General features: G+C 65.8%; 18 protein-coding genes. 10 read left to right on the forward strand and 8 right to left on the reverse strand.

Annotation, left to right across the window (positions count from 1 at the left end):
• Positions 1–43: 43 nt before the first annotated feature.
• Entirely contained in the window at positions 44–742 is a 699-nt protein-coding gene (locus AHIS1636_RS04580) for a helix-turn-helix transcriptional regulator (protein ID WP_264794632.1), read from the forward strand.
• 106 nt (positions 743–848) lie between these two features.
• Here the strand turns inward: AHIS1636_RS04580 and AHIS1636_RS04585 are convergent, their stop codons facing one another.
• Complete coding sequence (locus AHIS1636_RS04585) at positions 849–1,754, reverse strand: CPBP family intramembrane glutamic endopeptidase (protein ID WP_264794633.1); 906 nt, start codon at positions 1,752–1,754, stop codon at positions 849–851.
• Positions 1,755–2,026: 272 nt separating this feature from the next.
• Here AHIS1636_RS04585 and AHIS1636_RS04590 point away from each other — a divergent pair, with 272 nt between their 5' ends.
• The 3 genes from AHIS1636_RS04590 (at position 2,027) to AHIS1636_RS04600 (ending at position 7,277) form a co-directional block, all read left to right on the forward strand.
• Positions 2,027–2,863 (forward strand): alpha/beta hydrolase, encoded by an 837-nt coding sequence (locus AHIS1636_RS04590; protein ID WP_264794634.1) that lies wholly within the window; start codon positions 2,027–2,029, stop codon positions 2,861–2,863.
• A 926-nt stretch (positions 2,864–3,789) separates the two neighbouring features.
• Positions 3,790–4,701 carry a formyltetrahydrofolate deformylase gene (gene purU, locus AHIS1636_RS04595; RefSeq protein ID WP_264794635.1) on the forward strand — a complete coding sequence of 304 codons (912 nt, stop codon included), beginning with the start codon at positions 3,790–3,792 and terminating at the stop codon, positions 4,699–4,701.
• 80 nt (positions 4,702–4,781) lie between these two features.
• Positions 4,782–7,277 (forward strand): GcvT family protein, encoded by a 2,496-nt coding sequence (locus AHIS1636_RS04600; RefSeq protein WP_264794909.1) that lies wholly within the window; start codon positions 4,782–4,784, stop codon positions 7,275–7,277.
• A 73-nt stretch (positions 7,278–7,350) separates the two neighbouring features.
• Here AHIS1636_RS04600 and AHIS1636_RS04605 read toward each other — a convergent pair whose 3' ends face one another.
• Entirely contained in the window at positions 7,351–7,989 is a 639-nt protein-coding gene (locus AHIS1636_RS04605; RefSeq protein WP_264794910.1) for a GntR family transcriptional regulator, read from the reverse strand.
• A gap of 407 nt (positions 7,990–8,396) precedes the next feature.
• Between AHIS1636_RS04605 and AHIS1636_RS04610 the strand changes: the two genes are divergently transcribed.
• The 3 genes from AHIS1636_RS04610 (at position 8,397) to AHIS1636_RS04620 (ending at position 12,159) form a co-directional block, all read left to right on the forward strand.
• A complete protein-coding gene (locus tag AHIS1636_RS04610) occupies positions 8,397–9,701 on the forward strand; it encodes an aromatic ring-hydroxylating oxygenase subunit alpha (RefSeq protein WP_264794636.1) in 1,305 nt (434 codons plus the stop codon).
• Positions 9,698–11,107, forward strand: coding sequence for a ferredoxin reductase (locus AHIS1636_RS04615; protein WP_264794637.1), 1,410 nt, complete (start codon positions 9,698–9,700; stop codon positions 11,105–11,107). Before AHIS1636_RS04610 ends, AHIS1636_RS04615 begins: the two co-directional genes overlap by 4 nt.
• A gap of 203 nt (positions 11,108–11,310) precedes the next feature.
• Positions 11,311–12,159 (forward strand): hypothetical protein, encoded by an 849-nt coding sequence (locus AHIS1636_RS04620; protein WP_264794638.1) that lies wholly within the window; start codon positions 11,311–11,313, stop codon positions 12,157–12,159.
• A 60-nt stretch (positions 12,160–12,219) separates the two neighbouring features.
• Here the strand turns inward: AHIS1636_RS04620 and AHIS1636_RS04625 are convergent, their stop codons facing one another.
• Positions 12,220–12,495, reverse strand: coding sequence for a DUF1540 domain-containing protein (locus tag AHIS1636_RS04625; RefSeq protein WP_264794911.1), 276 nt, complete (start codon positions 12,493–12,495; stop codon positions 12,220–12,222).
• Positions 12,496–12,821: 326 nt separating this feature from the next.
• Between AHIS1636_RS04625 and AHIS1636_RS04630 the strand changes: the two genes are divergently transcribed.
• Positions 12,822–13,541 (forward strand): GAF and ANTAR domain-containing protein, encoded by a 720-nt coding sequence (locus tag AHIS1636_RS04630; RefSeq protein WP_264794639.1) that lies wholly within the window; start codon positions 12,822–12,824, stop codon positions 13,539–13,541.
• Positions 13,542–13,589: 48 nt separating this feature from the next.
• Positions 13,590–13,892: a hypothetical protein gene (locus AHIS1636_RS04635; protein ID WP_309298568.1), complete on the forward strand. Its 303-nt coding sequence runs from the start codon at positions 13,590–13,592 to the stop codon at positions 13,890–13,892.
• Between the two features lie 55 nt (positions 13,893–13,947).
• Here the strand turns inward: AHIS1636_RS04635 and AHIS1636_RS04640 are convergent, their stop codons facing one another.
• From AHIS1636_RS04640 to uraD, 5 genes are all read right to left on the reverse strand, one after another.
• Positions 13,948–15,303, reverse strand: a complete 1,356-nt coding sequence (locus tag AHIS1636_RS04640) for an 8-oxoguanine deaminase (protein ID WP_264794640.1) — start codon at positions 15,301–15,303, stop codon at positions 13,948–13,950.
• 182 nt (positions 15,304–15,485) lie between these two features.
• Entirely contained in the window at positions 15,486–17,090 is a 1,605-nt protein-coding gene (locus AHIS1636_RS04645; protein ID WP_264794641.1) for a nucleobase:cation symporter-2 family protein, read from the reverse strand.
• A gap of 66 nt (positions 17,091–17,156) precedes the next feature.
• Positions 17,157–18,065: a factor-independent urate hydroxylase gene (gene pucL / locus AHIS1636_RS04650; protein WP_264794642.1), complete on the reverse strand. Its 909-nt coding sequence runs from the start codon at positions 18,063–18,065 to the stop codon at positions 17,157–17,159.
• A 2-nt stretch (positions 18,066–18,067) separates the two neighbouring features.
• Positions 18,068–18,409: a hydroxyisourate hydrolase gene (gene uraH / locus AHIS1636_RS04655; RefSeq protein WP_262106928.1), complete on the reverse strand. Its 342-nt coding sequence runs from the start codon at positions 18,407–18,409 to the stop codon at positions 18,068–18,070.
• Positions 18,406–18,900 carry a 2-oxo-4-hydroxy-4-carboxy-5-ureidoimidazoline decarboxylase gene (gene uraD / locus AHIS1636_RS04660; RefSeq protein WP_264794643.1) on the reverse strand — a complete coding sequence of 165 codons (495 nt, stop codon included), beginning with the start codon at positions 18,898–18,900 and terminating at the stop codon, positions 18,406–18,408. The genes uraH and uraD overlap by 4 nt, the downstream gene beginning before the upstream one ends.
• A gap of 269 nt (positions 18,901–19,169) precedes the next feature.
• On the opposite strand from uraD, the gene AHIS1636_RS04665 reads away from it, so the two are divergent.
• A complete protein-coding gene (locus tag AHIS1636_RS04665) occupies positions 19,170–19,340 on the forward strand; it encodes a hypothetical protein (protein ID WP_264794644.1) in 171 nt (56 codons plus the stop codon).
• Position 19,341 lies beyond the last annotated feature (1 nt).

Genomic DNA, 19,341 nt, shown 5'->3' on the forward strand with positions numbered 1-19,341 from the left:
GGCATGTCACTATTTATGTCATGAATTGGCCTGGGTCTCAGCAGTGAAGCGAGCAGAGCGGCTCCACGCTCTATCTGAGATGTTGCGCCGCAGCGGCACGCGCGGGGTCTCCGCCGAACGGTTGGCGAGAGAGTTCGAAGTATCCGTGCGCACGATCAAGAGAGACCTCGATGCGCTGGAGAACAGCGGTGCGCCGCTATGGTCGCGCCCGGGTCCGGGCGGCGGCTACGGATTGACTATCGGCGCGTCTCTGCCACCCGTTAGCCTGTCTCCGGCACAGGCGGTGGCGCTCATGGCGGCTGTGTCCGCTGCGTCTGATGCCCCCTACGCTGATCTGGCAGCAGCCGGTATCCAAAAAATCCTGGACGTCCTCGATCCCAGAACCCGAGCGAGAGCTGACGAGCTGGCCCGCCGTGTGTGGGTCAACGCGCTTCCCTCGTCCTCGCGCACGATTAGGTCGGCACTGGAGGAGGCGATGGCCGAGCAGCGGGTAATCCGTATTCGCTACACATCGAGAGACGGGACCACGACCATCCGAGACGTCGAGCCCGTGCTGTTCGCCTCCACGAACGGCCAGTGGTACTTGATCGGATGGTGCCGAATGCGCGAAGCAATGCGATGGTTTACCATGTCGCGCATCGAGCAGGCCACCGTAACTAAGGCGGCTTGCAGCGGCCACACCATCCACGAGGTCGGAGAACCCCCAGCGAACGCCAGAACGGTACACGGTCGTGGCAAGTAGGCCACTCAATCAACCTCCCCGGTCACCCAGCCGGAGCAGGTCTGCTCCGGCGCAGTCCGCCTGGAGTCGATGTGCGATGGTTTCCTTAGCTGAAATTCGGGAACCGTTACACGAGGTTCCGACCGGCCGCCCTGCCAGGCACGGCCTCGCCCGGTGTCGTCGGCTCGTCGCCCGGAGTAAGGACCGCGATCGCCGCCGTGCTGCGGTCGAGTAGTGCCTTGCGGTTCACCACCGCTATGACGATGGCCGCCGCGACGAACAGCCACATGTCCCACGGTTGGGCGTCGGGCCAGACCGGGTTGTTCATCTGCGCGTGAAACAGGAACGCCACCAGCAGGCTCCCCCGTGCCGCGTTGAACATCGGCGTGAGAATAACGCTGATCGCCACGATGCCGAAGAAGAACGGCCAGAAATCCCATGCGGACTGCTTCGTGCCGCTCAGCAAGAACGAGGGAGTGTGCCAGATGGCCACCAGCAGGCCGAGCAGGAGCCCGGCGCACATCGGCGGGAACCGCCGCTGGAGCAGCGGCAGCGCCACACCCCGCCAGCCGAGCTCCTCGATGGGGCCGATGAAAAGCATCGGCAGCAGGGCCGGCAGCACGGCGTACCACGGTGAGAAGGGGAACGGATCAGTAAGGTCGCCCTGGACCGCGGCCCCTGCATAAAAAACCGCGGGCATGGCGGCCAGCAGCACGAACCACCACGGCAGCGCAAGCCGCCACTGCGTGAATCGACGGAAGAAGCTGCGCAGACCAGACAGCCCGTAGTGGTGCCACACCATAACAACACCGACAATTCCGGGCGTGTAAACCATGAGGATGAAGACCGGGTTGGTATACCCCATGGGCCCGAAAATGGCGTCGGCCTCCGCCTGAAACACCATGTACAGTACGCCCACGCCCCAGGACAGGCCGAAAGTGGCGAGGAAGAAGGTGCGGGCCGACCGCAAGGTCAGGCCTGCACCCTTCGGCTCTACTCTGGTACGTCTGCGCAAGGGTGGTCGGGCGGTCATGGTGGCCTCTCAGTCTCGATCGGATGGCCGGCCCTGGCAGCCGCCCCGTCCAGCCTTCCATCGGCTGAAGTGCGGAGAATATGGGGACCCACCCTGAACCTCCCCTGATCAGGCCCTGGTCCTGGGGGACGTTCCTGGGCAACGTTGTCGAATCCCGGTATTGCGCATAGAGAGGTTGTTGATTCCTACTGGTGGGAGGAGGAGCCCGTACCAGCCGGAAATGTTGGTCGCTCGGCCGTCACGGTTTCCGCCCCGATGCTAGGAGGATTCCCATGACTGAAGAAGATTCCGCCGGCCCGGGCGCCCCGGACACCATCGTGTTGGTGCACGGCCTTTGGGTGACCCCGCGCAGCTGGGAGAAGTGGGCCGAGCGCTACGAGGGCCGCGGTTTCCGCGTGCTCGCGCCTGCCTACCCAGGCTTTGAGGTCGAGGTCGAAGCACTGAACGAGGATCCCTCCCCGATCGAGGCTGTGACTGTCCCTGCCGTCGTCGAGCACCTCGAGCGTGTCGTAGGCGGGCTGGAGAGGGCCCCGATCATCATGGGCCACTCGGCCGGAGGCCTCTTTACCCAGATCCTGCTCGATCACGGTTACGGGGCGGCAGGTGTGGTCATAGACTCCGCGCCGGCAGAGGGCGTCAGGGTTACCCCGGTCTCACAGATACGATCGCTCTTCCCCGTCCTCAAGAGCCCCGCGAACCGCCACAGGGCGGTGGGCTTCACCCCGGAGCAGTTCCACTACGCCTTCGCCAATACCCTCAGCCGGGAAGAGTCGGACAAAGTCTATGAGCGATACCATGTCCCTGCCCCGGGCAGCTTCGTGTGGGCCGGCCCCCTCGCCAACTTCACGCCTGGGCACCAGGACACCTACGTGAACTTCAGGAACAAGGACCGCGCGCCCTTGCTGTTCATAGCCGGCGGTGAAGACAACCTCATGCCTCCTGCGGTCAACCAGTCCAACGCCAAGCACTACCGCCACGCCAACACAGTCACGGACTACAGGGAGTTCCCCGGACGCTCGCATTACACGGTGGGGCAGGACGGATGGGAAGAAGTCGCAGACTACGCCCTTGAGTGGGCGGTAGAGCACGCGAAGCGCGCAGCGGGGTGAATGCCCCGGCTCCACCAGCGGGCAGGTCACCGGCAGCATCGTGTTTGGGCCGCCGGAACTCGCGGGATGCGCTCCAGGAGCCCATCCCCAACAATTGGGATGCATGAAGGGCCGCCGCCCGGCTGCCGAAAAACTCCGCATCGAGGACATCGGCAAGATCGGTCCGCTCGAACAACATTTCCCCCGGGGACCAAAGACGGAAACCGACACCGGGTTTCGGCGCCCTGCCCGGCTGGCCACCGAAACACCCAGTCCACCCGAATAGTTCTACGCAGCACGGACTCCTCCCCCGGACATGCTTTCAGCCCAGTCAGAACCGGGCCTTGCCGCCCGGAAAATGCTGCAAGAACCCCTCGCGTCTGCGCGGCCGGGTCAGGCACCTAGGCGTGGAAGGGCCGCCGGCAGGACGTCCTGTTCAGGCTTTTCGCTCCTGTTCGATTGCGGCCCGCACCGTGATGACAGGCAGGAGGTGGGATTGAAGGGGAATGGTCAGGATGCGGGCGGTGGGCGGCTGCTGAGGGTCCCAGCGGGGTTATCAGCCGCGCGGGGACGAGGTCGCTGCGGAGGCGCGCCACGTCGTCGCCACCTGTGCCATGGAGCGCATCAGCGTGCTGGCCGGGAGGCCAATCGACGGGCGAGTCTCCAGTCGCGCTCCTGATATGAGCGGCCGTGCTCGAGGCAGCTTGCTTCAAGCGCAATATGCTTCGTCTTGCACAACAGTGAGCCACGCCACGAGCGATGTCAATCGCCGGGAACGTGGGAGCGGCGCCACAAAAAATCGTTGACAGGCGGGGGGCGGAACACTACGGTCTGTTATATATCAGTTGTATGTTCAACACGAGGCGACTCTGCCAAGGCCCACGTTTCGTTTCCGGGCAACAACGCCGTCACAACTTCGCTCTTCCCCCAAGGAGGAACCAGACGCCATGAGCGCTTCCCTCACACTGCCCCGCCCGGCAGCGCAGGCTGCCGGCCACGAGCATCAGGCCCAGCCGGCGGCGGTGCTGACGCTGTCCTGCCCGCAGGCCAGCGGCATTGTCCATGCCGTCTCCCGCTTCCTGGTGGAACACAACTTCGACATCACGGAACACCAGCAGTTCGACGACACGGTGGACGGCCGGCTGTTCCTGCGCACCGCCTTCGCCACCGCCGGCGGGCCGGCGGACACCGCCGCCCTGGCGAAGGAATTCGCCCCCGTCGCGGCCGGGTTCGGCATGGACTACTCATTCCATGACGGTGCCCGGCCAAAGGTCCTGGTCATGGTCTCGAAATTCGGGCATTGCCTGCACGACTTGATCTACCGCTGGCAGACCGGAAGCCTGGCCGCGGACCTGGTGGCCGTGGTCTCCAACCACGTAGACCTGCGGCCCATGGCCGAGGCAGCGGGGCTGCCGTTCATCCACGTGCCAATCAGCGCCCAGACGAAGCCCGCGGCCGAAACGCGGCTGCTCGAACTCGTCGAGGCGTACCAGGCGGACCTGGTGGTACTGGCCCGCTACATGCAGGTGCTTTCCGACGACCTGTGCCGCAACCTTTCCGGACGGGCCATCAACATCCACCATTCCTTCCTGCCCGGCTTCAAGGGCGCCCGGCCGTACCACCAGGCGTACGAGCGCGGGGTCAAGCAGATCGGCGCCACCGCCCACTACGTCACCGCAGACCTGGACGAGGGCCCGATCATCGAACAGGAAGTCGTCCGGGTCGACCACCGGCTCAGCCCCGACCAGCTGGCCACCATCGGCCGGGACGCCGAGGCGCTGGCCCTGGCCCGAGCCGTGCGCTGGCATGCCGAAAAGCGTGTGCTGCTCAACGGCCACCGCACCATCATCTTCACCTGACCATCCGGCCGGAGCCGGCCGCGTTCCCCAACAGCTCCCGCGCCGCAGGGCCCGGGAATATCCCTCCCTACGAAAGGCTCATCATGCAATCGCCCCGCGTTGTGATTATTGGAGCCGGCATCGTCGGCGCCAACCTCGCCGACGAACTGACCGAGCGCGGCTGGACCGATATCACCGTCCTGGATCAGGGTCCGATCCCGATGACCGGCGGATCCACCTCCCACGCCCCGGGTCTGGTCTTCCAAACAAATCCGTCCAAGACGATGACTGAGCTGGCTGCCTACACCGGCCAAAAGCTCGCATCCCTGACCCGCGGTGGCGCCCGGGCCTTCAATGCCGTGGGCGGCCTGGAAGTCGCCACCAGTCCCGAACGCTTGGCTGAGCTCCATCGCCGCCGCGGCTTCGCCACCTCTTGGGGGCTGGAAGCCCGGGTTGTGGATGCCGCCGAAGCCAAGGCCATGCACCCGCTCATCAACGAAGACCTCGTCCTCGGCGCCCTGTACGTTCCCAGCGACGGGCTCGCCTCGTCCCTGCTCGCCGTGGAGCTGCTGCGCGAACGAGCCGAGTCCCGCGGCGCCCGGTTCATCGGCGGCACCCCGGTCACCGGGATCGAACGCGCCGCGGGCCGGGTCACCGGCGTGCGGTCCGGCGACACCGTGTTCCCCGCTGACATTGTCGTCTCGGCCGCCGGATTCTGGGGTCCGGCCGTCGGCGACCTGATCGGGATGCCCGTCCCGCTGGTGCCACTGGCCCACCAGTATGTGACCACGACCCCCGTGCGCGGACTGACCTGGGAAGCCGCCCCGGTCCCCGGCACCGGCAACAACGCGGCGCTGCCCCTCCTGCGCCACCAGGACGAAGACCTCTACTTCCGCCAGCACGGCACGCAGCTCGGCATCGGCTCCTACGCTCACCGACCCATTCCCGTCAGCTACGACGAACTGCCGTCAGCCGACCGGATCACCGAACACGCCATGCCCTCCCGGCTGGCCTTCACCGCCGAAGACTTCGAGCAGCCGTGGAAGGCCTGCCGGCAGCTGCTGCCGGCCCTGAACAACACCGAGATCGACGACGCATTCAACGGCATCTTCTCCTTCACCCCCGACGGCGGATCGCTGGTCGGCGAATCCCGGGACCTGAAGGGCTTCTTCATCGCCGAAGCCGTCTGGGTCACCCACTCGGCCGGCGTCGCCAAGTCCGTGGCCGAACTGCTGGTCAACGGCCGCTCCGAGACCGACCTGCACGAGCTCGACGTCGCCCGCTTCGAGGAGATTCAACTGCAGGACGACTACGTGCTCGAGACCTCGCAGCAGAACTTCGTCGAAATCTACGACATCCGTCACCCGCTCGAACCCCGCCAGGCGCCGCGGAACCTGCGCGTCTCCCCGTTCCACCGGCGCCAGACCGAACTCGGAGCCTTCTTCCTGGAAAGCGGCGGGTGGGAGCGCCCGCACTGGTATGAAGCGAACGCACGCCTGTTGGACACGCTGCCGCAGGAGTGGCAGGCGCCGGCACGCGACGCCTGGTCGGCGAAGTTCGACTCCCCGATCGCTGCGGCCGAGGCGCACGCGACCCGCACGAACGTGGCAATGTATGACATGACGGCGCTCAAGCGGCTGGAGGTGTCCGGTCCGGGAGCACTGCCGCTGCTGCAGCGCCTGACCACCGGCCAGCTGGACAAGAGCATCGGCTCCGTCACCTACACCCTGATGCTGGACGAGGCCGGCGGCATCAAGAGCGACCTGACCGTGGCCCGGATCGAGGACTCGCTGTTCCAGATCGGGGCCAACGGCGGACTGGACCTGGACTACTTCACCCGCCAGGCGGCCGCGCAGACCGAGGCGGACCCGGAGCAGTGGGCCCAGGTCCGGGACACCACCGGCGGCACCTGCTGCATCGGGGTCTGGGGCCCGCGTGCCCGCGACCTGGTCCAGCCGCTCACCCCGCAGGACCTGACCAACGACGGCCTGAAGTACTTCCGCGCCGCCAGCACCACGATCGCCGGCATCCCCGTTCGGGTGATGCGCCTGTCCTACGTAGGCGAGCTTGGCTGGGAGATCTACACCAGCGCCGAGTACGGCCAGCGGCTCTGGGACGCCCTGTGGGCTGCCGGCGAACCGCTGCAGGTCATCGCTGCCGGGCGCAGCGCATTCAACAGCCTGCGGCTGGAGAAGGGCTACCGATCCTGGGGCACCGACATGGACACCGAGCACGATCCGGTCCAGGCCGGCCTCGGTTTCGCCGTCCGTGCCAACAAGGAGGACTTCGTCGGCAAGCAGGCCCTGGAACAGCGCACCGCCCAGCCCCCGGCCACCCGGCTGCGCTGCCTGGCCGTCGACGACGGCACCTCCATGGTGCTGGGCAAGGAACCTGTGTATGTGGACGGGCAACCTGCCGGCTACGTCACCAGCGCCGCCTACGGACACACCGTCCGCAAACCGGTGGCCTACGCATGGCTACCCGGAACTGCGGCCGAAGGCGATACCGTGCAGATCGAATACTTCGGCCGCCGGATCGACGCCACAGTAGTCCCCGAGCCCCTGGTCGATCCTGAGATGAAGAAGATCCGCGCCTAACCGGCAAGCACACGGCTGAGGCCCGGGACAGTCGGTCCCGGGCCTCAGCCGCATGCGGGCAACTGCACGGCACCTACAGCGCGTTGCGCACCAATCCTTCGAAGTGCGTGACATGCTCCTCGGCCAGGGCCGCTGCCCGGTCCGCGTCGCCGTCGATAATGGCCTGCAGCAGCGCCTCATGTTCCCGCACGTTTCCGGTGATAGGAGCCAACCCGGACAGGACGAAATTCCACATCCGCTGCGACAGGCTGAAGTATTGGATCAAAGTGGCCTCCACATAACTGTTGCGCATGACGGCGTACACCATGCGGTGGATCTGCCCGTCCAGGTCCATCGAGGTCCGGTTGGACTCCGCCGGGGATTTCGCCAGCGCCCGCAGGCACTCCTTCAAGCGCTGCCGGTCCTCGTCCGTGGCCAGTTCAGCCGCGCGGCGCGCGGCGAAGGATTCCAGCACCCGGCGGGCATCGGAGATGGCCTTCAGGTCCCGGATGTTCACGTCGGCAATGATGGTGCCCCGGCGCGGATAGACAGTAAGCATGCGGTCGGACTCCAGCCGCTTGACAGCCTCGCGCATCGGCGTGCGTCCCACGCCCAACTCCGCCATCATGGCCTCTTCGTCCAAGGCCGTCCCCGGCGGCAGCCGCATGTCGATAATGCGCTCACGCAGTTCCTGGTACGCGTGTTCCGCCCGGGTCCGTCCGGCGGTAGTCATCGCTTCCACGGGGCCGGCCTTTCCGTTGATCCAGCGGGCCGGTGACCCGGCCCACCCTAGATATATCAGACGTAGCACCAGTCGGCCCCTCGCGTTCCTTATACAAGCTGGACTCTGTTGCCCATCGGGGGGGGCGACCGACCGCACCGCAATTCCAATGCGTTTCGATGGCCCAGGACCGCGCCTTAAAAGTCTTGACACCTAGCGTGGGATGCGTCACGCTGTTGCACATCGTGATTGTTGTTGCGTAGTACGCGCGAAGGGCTGAATGTGGAGACGCTTGGAATGAAGCCAGAGAAAGCACCATCTGCCCGACGGCCCCCTGTTGCTCCTCGACAACACATGTTGCCCCTCTAACTCCGTAATCCCCCGCCAATCGCACACTGCCAGTCCTCCCGGGAGAAAAAATGTCCGCTCCAGTGAACGTGCCCCTCAACTCACGAGGAAAACTCGCTTCATCATTGCCTGCCCAGCAGCTGGCGGAAATCACCGACCTGTTTGAATTCCGGCGCACGGGCTATTCCCTCGACGCCCCTTTCTACACCGACCCGACGATTTTCAAGATCGACATGGAGGCCATTTTTGGCCAGCACTGGATCTACGCTGCCAGCGTCGCCGAACTGCCGGAGCCGGGTGACTACGTCACCGTCGATTACGGGCCCTACTCCCTGATCGTGCTGCGCAACGACGACGGCGACGTGAACGTCCTGCACAATGTGTGCCGCCACCGCGGCGCCCGCGTCCTGACCGAAGCGGCGGGATCAACGGGGAACCTGGTCTGCGGTTACCACTCCTGGACCTACTCGCCCAGCGGCGACCTGATCCACGCCTCGGCTCCCGGGGAAACGAAGTTCGACAAGAGCTGCTTCGGCCTCAAGCGCGCCCACAGCCGCGTGGTCGCCGGGCTCATCTTCGTCTGCGTTGCGGACGAGCCGCCGGCAGACTTCGACGAAACCTCAAAGATCTTTGAGCCCTACCTCGCGCCCCACGATCTGTCGAAGACGAAAATCGCCTACCAGCAGAACATCGTCGAGGAGGGCAACTGGAAGCTCGTCATGGAGAACAACCGTGAGTGCTACCACTGCGACGGCCACCCGGAGCTGGCCTGTTCCCTCTTCCCCACCTGGGGATTGACGGAGGGCCTGATCCCGCCGCATCTCGAGGAAGTGTGGGACCGCAACAAGGAAGCCCGGTCCTCGCTCGAGGAGCGCTGCCGCCGCTACGGCCTCCCCTACGAGGTCGTCGAGGAGCTTGACACGCGCATCGCGGGAATCCGCATTTCCCGGGAAGCGCTCGACGGAGAAGGCGAATCGTTCTCACCCGATGGGCGCAGGCTTTCCAAGAAGCTGCTCGGCGACTTGCGGGACTTCCGCCTTGGCCGCTGCTCGATGCACCTGCAACCCAACAGCTGGTTCCATTTCCTCGGGGACCACGTCATCACGTTCGGCGTCTTCCCCATCAACGAGCACCAGACCCTGGTACGCACAACCTGGCTGGTGGCTGACGATGCCGAGGAAGGCGTCGATTACGACCTGGAGAAACTCACCTACACCTGGAAGCAAACAAACCTGCAGGACAAGGCCTTCGTGGAGCTGTGCCAGCAGGGTGCCGGCAGCCCCGCCTACGAGCCCGGCCCGTACATGAAGAGCGAATACCAGGTCGAGGCGTTCATCAACTGGTACGTGCAGCGCGTGCAGGAGCACTTGGCATGACTGAGCTCCTCACTGAGACTGCAATCGCGGAACCATCGCGCATCCGTGGTCTTGAAATGCCGTGGAACAGGGTGATGAGCAGCACCGAGGGGCCCGCCGGCGCCGCCCGTGCGCTGGGCCCCTGGCATCCGCAGGAGTTCATGGCTGAGTGTGTCGAGACCGTTCCCGAAGCGGGCGGCATGATGACCTTCGTATTCCGCCGCTGCGACGGTGCACCCCTGGCATTCCGTGCGGGCCAGTACGTGAACATCGCCTTTCCCGTGAACGGCGAGGACAAGGATCCGGTGGACCGCAGCTACTCGCTGTCCAGTTCGCCCACGGAGCCGTGGACCTTCAACGTCACCGTCAAACGCGACCCCGCCGGGCTCGTCTCTCCGTGGGTTCACGAGAACGTCAAACCCGGCACGGTCCTGGACATGCTGGGACCGGTCGGGGCTTTCCATCTGCCCGACGCCGACCGGCGGGCACGGTACCTCTTGCTGGCCGCCGGCGCCGGCATCACCCCCATCATGTCGATGGTGCGGACCATCCACTCCCTGCCCGGGCACGCCGACGTGGTGGTGCTCTACCACGGAGCGGAGGCCGGCGGCTTTGCCTTCCACCGGGAACTGGCCTACATCGCCTCCGTGGACTCGCGTGTCAAGGTCTTCTACTCCCTGGGCGACCGCAGCAAACCCCAGGGGTGGGAAGGACTCAGCGGGAGGCTGACGGCGACCATGATCGACGAGGTGGCCCCCGACGCCAACGGCCGCCAGGTCTATGCCTGCGGTCCCGAGGGTTACCTGAACTCCGCCACCGAACTCCTCAAGAAGGTCGGTGTCGACGACACCTCTATCTATATGGAATTCTTCTCGGGAGATCGCCAGACGCTCCTTGAATACCAAGCGGAGATCGCGTTTGCAGCGGACATCGCCGAGGAAATCGCGGAGGAAATTGAAGATTCCGCCGAGGACTATTTTGAAAGCCAGCCCGCGGAGTTCGCGCTCTACGAGCCCGGCTACGATGCCGAGGGAACCCTGAAGGCCACGGGGCTGCCACTGGAAACCGTCGAGCCGGGCGCGCCCGGCTCCGAAGACGGCACTTCGGGTGTGGGAGACGAGCCAGGTTCCCCTGATGCCTCGAGTTTTGACACGGTGGGAACGGGAAGCCTGACCCTGTCCTTCATGCGTACAGGCGTCAATGTTCGGATTGACCCGGAGGAACACATCCTCGAGGTAGCCCAGCGTGCGGGGGTCAGGATCGGCGCCAACTGCAAGGAAGGCATGTGCGGCTCCTGCAAGGTCGTCAAGCTTTCCGGCGAGGTCGAGATGAACCACCAGGGCGGGATCCGGGCACGGGAAATCGATGCCGGCAAGTTCCTGCCCTGCTGCTCGACCGCGCGCACCGACATGGTGATCGACGCCTAGCCGCCTATAGCTGCTCTAGGGGTCGAACACGGCTACGCGACAGGGCCTGCGGGAAATGCCGCACGTGGTATTCCCGCAGGCCCTGTATGCCGTGGGCTATACACAGCAGCCACGCTGCAGGCCCGTAATAAGCGTACATATCCTTTGCTTAAGTCGCGTTAGGTGTGCCTTACTAGACGGCGACCGTCCCGGAAGGATTACCCATGAGTTCGACCCCGTACACTTCCCCGGCACCTGCATCGTTCGCCGCCGATCTGCGAGCCGCCCACTCCCGGTCGGTAACGCGCCGCATCCTGGCGGGCGAGGGCGCCGTCGAACTCACGGCTTACCGCGCCGGCGAAACGCTCTCCTCCGCCGTTCACGGCGTCTCCCGCTCCGGGCAGCTGGTGGTCGCGGATATCCCCAACCTCTTCCATTCACTCGGCGGGTTCCACACGGCCGACGACATCGAGGTGCGCGCGGACATCGTCAAGGATTCCGCAGACCACAGCCTCGCCCTACGTCTGGCGTCCGTGCACCTGTTGGGCACGCTGCGCTGGTGCCGGGATACGGAGGAGGTGGCCGCGCTGGGCCTGCAGGGGCAGCTGTCGGATCTCGTCCACGACTTCGGGCCGCGCATGCGGGTGGGCGTGGTCTCCACCGAACGGATCCTTCTGCACGACTGCTCCGGCGTCACCGCCTACGGCGCTGCCATCCTGACCGAAGCCGCCAACGCGGCCCCGTCGACCGACGCCCTTCTGGACGCCGTCATGTCCACCGCCTCCGAGACCCTGGCGGGGGTCGCCGATGCCGTGCTGGACGGCGGACTCCTCGGCTGGGCCGAGCGGCTCGACCTGCCGGAGGCCACAGGCGCCGTCACCGGTCCGGCGCACTGCATAGACGTGGACGGCTACTGCGTAACCCTGGCGCGCTTCGCCGGAGACCAGGGCTGGGTTGTGCAGGTGCCGCTGCCGTCGCCGGCCCATGCCCCATCGGCGCAGGGCGGCATCATCGCCTGGCGCCATCTCCTAGACTCTTTGCCCGCGCGGCGCATCAGTGCGCCGCGGCCCTGAGCACGGGCCGCAGCGGGCAACCGGCTGCGCAGGTTCAGCCGCGCCTGCTGTGAGGTGGGGTCAGGCCACCGTGTAAGTCGCGCAGGTAGCGGTGTCGGTGACCTCGATACCCTCGGCGGTGCACATCAAGTCGCTGTTGTAGGAGCATTCAAGACGGTGACACGCACCCACGCGGCCGGCATCACCAGTAACGGGTCGGCGGGCATCCAGCTGCACGAAGGTGCCGCAGGAGGCCTGGGACTCGGCGCCGGCGATCGTGATGGCCAGCGCGTTGCAGGCGTGGTCGCCGTTGAAGGAGCAGGAGGTGGTGGCGCAGGAGCGCACGGCGGTCGTCATAGTGCTCATCCTTGTCAATCCAGGCCCAAGCCCTCGTGCCCGGGCGATTAATCAAGAATAGGCTCCCCTGCGGCTTGCGCAAGTAGATTCGCCCACAGGGCTGTCAGATGTGCGTCGATGCATATGCACGCGGAAACGGCTTTGCCGCCCCATCGACACTGCGTGGTACCGAGCCCGGTCGCCACTCCTGAAGGGTTCGTGGATCTTGGGGAGTTCCAGTTCTACGGCACCGGCAAGCCGGTAGACTGAAAGTGGCGGATCTAGCTGGAGCCGCAGTCGCGTTGCTGCGGGCCGATACGCCTGAAGCCTTTTCGAAGGAGGGTGTCATGGAGCGGAATCTTCCCCTTGATGAGCTCTCACTGGCTGTCGCCAGAATTCGGGGTCTGCTGCTGACGGCGGAAAAGGTCGACGAGGCCGTGCAGCTTCTGGCTCAGGCTATTAGGTATGCCGTTCCGGGGACGGTTGGTGCTGGTGTCTCGTTGTTGGACTCCCGCGGCCGCAGGACCAGTAGCGGCTCCACGAACCGTGTTGTCGAACAGGCCGACATGCTGCAGTATGAGCTGGGCGAGGGGCCGTGCCTGACGGCTTGGGCGACCGAAGAGACCGTGATTGTCGATGACGTGCGCACCGATCCGCGGTGGCAGCTATGGAGCAATGCCGTAAAGTCCCTGCCCATCCGCTCCGTGGTCAGCGCCGCCCTGATTGCCGGTGACGAATGCATCGGCGCGCTGAAGGTCTATGCCGAGCATCCGTCGGCGTATTCGAAGTCTACGGGCGAGTTGTTGGAACTGTTCGCCTCGCCGGCGGCGACACTGCTCTCCCACGTGCAGGCCAGCGAACTTCCCCAGCGGCTCAGCGAGAACCTGCAGTCCTCGCTGCACAGCCGGGACCTGGTGAACCGGGCCTGCGGGATAGTGATGGAACGCTACGGGCTGGACTACGAAACAGCGCTGCAGGGGCTGATGCTGCAGGCCCGAGAGGCCGAGGTACCGCTGCAGCAGTTCAGCGCCTCCCTGATTGCCGCCACACCGGCCGGCCAAGAGTAGCCGGCGGTGCACGTGGGCTCCGATCCGCACGAACCGCAACAGCAGGCCATGCTTCGTTCCGCCGTGCAGGCGGCGCGTATCAGCGTAGGCGATCTCTGGCTGCATTACTTCAGCATCGGCGGCACCGTCGGGGAGTACGAAGTGGAGGCCTACCTGCAGGGCCTGCTCTCCCTCCCCGTGCTTCAGCGGGACCTGCTGGCCATGGCCGCCAACGAACTCATCAAGGCTATGCCCCGGCCGCACGCACCCTACTCGGACGAACTCGCGAACAGCGCCAAGGATTCCCAAGACCCGGCAGGGAAAGACGAGTGCCTCGGCCCGGTACGGCTGGACCCGAAAGACCCGGAATAACGGCAGAGTCCGCCGCCGGAACCCGGGCTCCCGGCCCGGGAGCTATACGGGCGGGTTACCCTTCCGCTAGAAGCTGGCGGGCCGCTGCCGAGTGGCCGGCGATGAGGCCGTCAAGGTCCAGCCCTTCGATCTGCCCGTCAATGACGCGCCAGCGGCCTCCGACCATGACGCGGTCGGCCCGGTCGGCTCCGCAGAGCAGCAAGGCCGAGAGGGGGTCGTGGCTGCCGGAGAACCGCAGTCCATCCAGCTTGAAGAACGCAAGGTCGGCCTGCTTCCCCACTGCGATCTCGCCGATGTCGGTGCGGCCCAGGGCCAATGCCGAGCCCTTGGTGGCCCAGCCGAGAGCCCGCTCCGGCGTCGCCGGCTCCGCCCCGTAGCGCAGCCGCTGCAGGTACAGGGCCTGCTTGGCCTCGAGGACCATGTTCGACCCGTCGTTGGAGGCGGAACCGTCCACGCCGATCCCGATGTGCACGCCGGCGTCCTCCAGCTCCACCGCCCGGCAGATCCCGGACGCCAAACGCATGTTGGAGCTGGGGCAGTGCGCCACGCCGACGCCGGCGGCACCAAGCCTCGCCACTTCGTCGTCGTTGAAATGGATGCCGTGCCCCAGCCAGGTGCGCGGCCCCAGCCACCCGACGCCCTCAAGGTAGTCGACCGTCCGCAGGCCGAACCGTTCCAGGCAGAACTGCTCCTCGTCGATGGTCTCCGCCAAGTGCGTATGCAACCGGACGTCGTGCAGGTCGGCCAAGGCGGCGCTGTCCTTCATGATCTCCGGGGTCACCGAGAACGGCGAGCAGGGCGCGAGCGCGATCTGGATCTGCGCGCCCGGGCCGCGCTCGTGGTAGCGGCCGATCAGCCGTTCGCTGTCCTCGAGGATCACCTCCGGCGACTGGACCACGCGCTGCGGCGGAAGACCGCCGTCGTCCTCCCCCAGCGTCATGGAACCGCGGGTGAGCATGGCCCGCATCCCCAGCTCCCGGACCACCTCCACCTGCACGTCCACCGAATCCTCCATCCCCGCGGGGAACAGGTAGTGGTGGTCGGCGGCCGTGGTGCAGCCGGAGAGCAGCAACTCGGCCAGCGCGGCCTTGGTGGCGAGCCGGAGCGCCTGGGGGGTCAGCCGGGCCCAGACCGGATAGAGGTTGACCAGCCACGGGAACAGCGGCACGTTGACCACCGGGGCCCAGGCGCGGGTGAGGGTCTGGTAGAAGTGGTGGTGCGTGTTGACCAGGCCCGGCAGCACCACGTGGGCGCCGGCGTCGAACACCGAGCCGCAGCCCGCCAGGGGCTCCCGTCCTGCGGGCACCAGTTCCGCAATGGTGCCGTCTTCCACGACGAAACCGCCGGCAGCGTCCTCCGTGTTTGCGGTGAAGACGGCCAGCGGGTTGCGGATCCAGGTTCGTTCGGCCATGGGTTTCTCCTTGCCAGTTGCAGTGTCGAAGCCGAGCATCCAAGGGACGACGGCGGTGCCGCCAGCTCAGTTACGTCCTGTCTGCTGATCCAGGAGACCATCACGGATGGCCGGCCCGGGCGGTGGGAGCCCGGGGGCCGGGCCGGCTCCGCGCTGGAGCCGGCCCGGCCTTGGGTGCGTTGTCAGGTGTCCTGTCCGGCCGGACGGACACCGGAGCCGGGTTCGTCCGAGACTTCTTCCTCGCAGATCCGGCGGATGTCCTCGTGGCAGGTCACCTCGCCCCGATCCAGCTTCTCCTTGACCACCTGGTACTGCTGGGCGGTCACCACCGGGATCTCGGTTCCGTCCGCGGCGATCAGCTTGCCGCCCTCGTAGTAGTCGCCTTCCTCGAGCGCGTGCAGCTCCTCGACGCGGACCATGCGCGGCGGGCTGGCCACCAGCGAGGACTGCTTCTCCGAGTTGCCGGCCTTCAGCTGGTTGAAGAGCAGGTTCAGCAGCACGGCCATGATCGCTGCGGAGCTGATGCCGGAGTGGAAGATGATGCCGAACCAGGTGGGGAACTGGTCGTAGAACTCGGGCTTGACCACGGGGATCATGCCGAAGGCCAGCGACACGGCCACGATGACCATGTTCATGTTGTCCTTGTAGTCCACCTTGGACAGCGTGCGGATGCCGCTTGCGGCCACGGTGCCGAAGAGCACGATTCCGGCGCCGCCCAAGACAGGCGTCGGCACAGCGGCGACGACGCGGCCCAGGATCGGCAGCAGCCCGAGCACCAGCATGATGGCGCCGCCGGCGGTGACGACGAAACGGCTCTTCACGCCCGTGATCGCCACCAGGCCCACGTTCTGCGCGAAGGCGGTCTGGGTGAAGGAGTTGAACACCGGCGCGAGGGCGCTGGAGAGCATGTCGGCGCGGAGCCCGTCGGCGATGCGTCGGGAGTCCACCTTGGTCCTGGCGATCTCGCCCACGGCCAGGATGTCCGCCGTCGTCTCCGTCATGGTCACGAGGACGACGATGGTCATCGAGATGATGGCGGCCACGTCGAAGACCGGCCAGCCGAAGGCGAACGGCTGCGGGACGGCGAAGATGGCGCCGTTGCCCACATTGGAGAAGTCGGCCATTCCCAGCAGCGCCGCGATGACGGTGCCCGCGACGATGGCCAGCAGGATGGACAGCCGGGAGATGGCCGCGTTGCCGAGTTTGCTCAGCAGCAGGACCAGGGCCAGCGTCAGGGCTGCCAGCCCGATGTTGGGCAGGCTGCCGTAGTTCTCCGCCTGGGCGTTGCCGCCCATGGCCCAGTTGGCCGCGACCGGCATCAGGGTCAGGCCGATCGTGGTGATGATGACGCCCGTGACCACCGGCGGGAAGAACCGGATGACCTTGGCGAAGAACGGGGCGATCACCAGGCCGATCACGGAGGCCACGAGGACGGACCCGAAGACCGTCTGGATCCCGCCGCCGCCGCTGAGGATCGCGGTCATCGTGGCGACGCCGGCGAAGGAGACCCCCTGGACCAGCGGCAGCTGCGAGCCGAAGAACTTCACGCCATAGCTCTGCAGGATGGTGGCCGCGCCGCCCACGAAGAGGCAGCTGGCGATCAGAAGTGCGATTTCGTCCTGGGACACGCCGGCTGCGTTCCCCACGATCAGCGGGACCGCGATGATGCCGCCGTACATGGTGAGGACGTGCTGGAGACCGTATGTGAAGGACCGGCCCACCGGCAGGCGTTCGTCCTCAGGTCTTTGTGCGGTTAAAGTCTTGGTTGTGGCTTTTGCTGCATTCACAGCTGACCTCCTTGTCGGCTGGGGAGGCCGGGACGCGCCCACCGCGTCCCGGCCTCCGGCATGTGGCTAGCAGAATCCGGCGATGTTCGACCAGATCGGGTGGTCCGCGCGCGAGCCCTCGCGCTGGATGGTGGCTTCGATCAGGCCGTAGGGGCGATCGGCGGCGTAGAACACCTCGTTCGGGTTGTCCTGTCCGAAGGGCTGCAGGTCCACCAGGAAGTGGTGCTTGTTCGGCAGGGACATCTTGATTTCGTCGATTTCCGGGTGCGTCTCGATGACCGCCCGGCCCATTTCGTACATGGTCTGCTGCAGGGCCAGCGAGTGGGTGTCGGCGAAGGCCTTCAGCAGCAGCCCGCGGACGCTCGCATAGACGGCATCGAAATCGACATCGACGGTGTTGTAGCGCCAGCGGGCGCTGACGTCCGTGGCGAGGATACGGTCGGTGGTTTCCTGCAGGGTGGTGTACTTGTCCCGCGGGAAGCCGTGGAATTCCGAGCCGGTGGACTTCAGGACCGTCAGGTCCTCGATCCCGGCCACGATGGACTCCTCGCCGCCCGAGATTTCGAGTACGGCGGTGCGCACCTCGCTCTTGTTCCGGGAGAAAGCGTGGTCGTGGTCGTTGATGCGGTCCCAGAAGAACTGCTGCGCCGCCCAGCGCCCGCCGGTGACCCAGTCGAAGCCTTCGGTGAAGTGCCTCCCCAGCCTGAGCAGGAACTCCTCGGTAGTGGCGAACCCGTCGCGGGCGAAGGCATAGACGGTGTTCTTCTGCGTGTCGGTGGCGACCACGTGTGCGTTGTCCCCGGCAGTGTGCGCGGCCTCGAAGTCGCCGCGCAGCTGCGAGGTGACGTTCAGGTCCTGGATCTCGTGCCGGGCGGTGTCGCGCGTGACCTTGACGAGGCGGACTTCGGCCTTGCCGTACTGGTTCTGTCCAAGGACGACCTTGGTGCCGGTTGAGGTTTCTGCGGTGGCAGTCATGGCTAACTCCCTCGGTAGGTTGAAAATGCAAACGGGCTGATGAGAAGTGGTACGTGGTAGTGCTCTGCCGGCTCCTTCACTTCGAAGGCCAGCTCCACGAACGGGAAGAAGGTTTCCGTTCCCTTCTGCCCGAAGTAGGGCCCGGTTTCGAAGACGATCCGGTAGATCCCCGCTTCGACCGCCTCGGGTCCCAGGTTCTTGATACGGCCGTCATTGTCCGTGCGGGCCGAGGCGATTTCCTGCCAGCCGGTTGCCGATTTGGCTTCCAGAGTGGCCTTGACACCGGAGGCAGGCCTCCCGGTCCCGGTGTCGAGAATGTGGGTGGTGACATGGCTGACGCTCATGCTTCGATGGCTCCTTCGAGTCGGAGGATGGCAATTTCGCGGAGCTGTTGGGCCACGACGGCGATTTCCTCGTCGGGCGAGTTGTGCAGGCGCTTCTGGAGTTGCTCGAGGATGTCTTCCGCGCTGCGGCCGGCCGCGCGAATCAGGAAGACGCGGTCGAATTTCGCCTCGTAGGCGCGGTTTCCCGCGTCCAGTGCGGCCTGGATCTCGGCGGAACGTACGACGCCGGACTGCTCCTTGCGCGACATTCCCGCCTCAGCGCTGTTTCCGGCGGCGCGCTCCCCGATCCGGGGATGGTGCGCCAGCGCGGCATCGATCTCCTCCGTGGTCCAAGGATCCGCCGCTCCGCGTGCGAAGCTGATCAACTCCGCGCGGTCCGCAAAGGGCCGCGCGGTAACGACTTCCTGCACCCAGCGGTCAATGTCCACGCAGGGGCGGAGGACGTCCGCCGCGTCGGCCGGAGAAAGATGGTTAAAGGAGGAAAAGTCCATGCGGGTGTCAGCTTTCGGTAGAGACCGCCCCAGCGCTGAACACCCTTGACCATCGATTGGAATCGACTTGATTCGATGTTTCTGTATGGCGGAATTTGTATTTCGAAATGAGTGTAACGGGTATCACAGGAGACCTGTCAAGGGTAGCGGGAAACTTCTTTCCTGAACAGGTTCAGCCTCAGGGAACCCTTGACCGGAGAGTACGCGGGCCGTAACCTTTTTCACAATCCAATAAGCCGCTTCCACTGTACGGAATCGAGGAGCACCCCATGGAACAGGCCCCCACGCACGCACCCTCGCAGCACTCTCCGGTCTACGAGGCCGGAGGATCCGACCCGGATTTCTACCTGCCGTGCCCGAAGGACGGCGCAGCCAGCAGCATCACCAGGGTCCTGCGCAACCTCTCTTCCCTGCCGGCGCGGCTGCGCGGCTCCCGCTGAC

It is taken from the genome of Arthrobacter mangrovi, from assembly GCF_026011795.1.
Lineage (GTDB): Bacteria > Actinomycetota > Actinomycetes > Actinomycetales > Micrococcaceae > Crystallibacter > Crystallibacter mangrovi.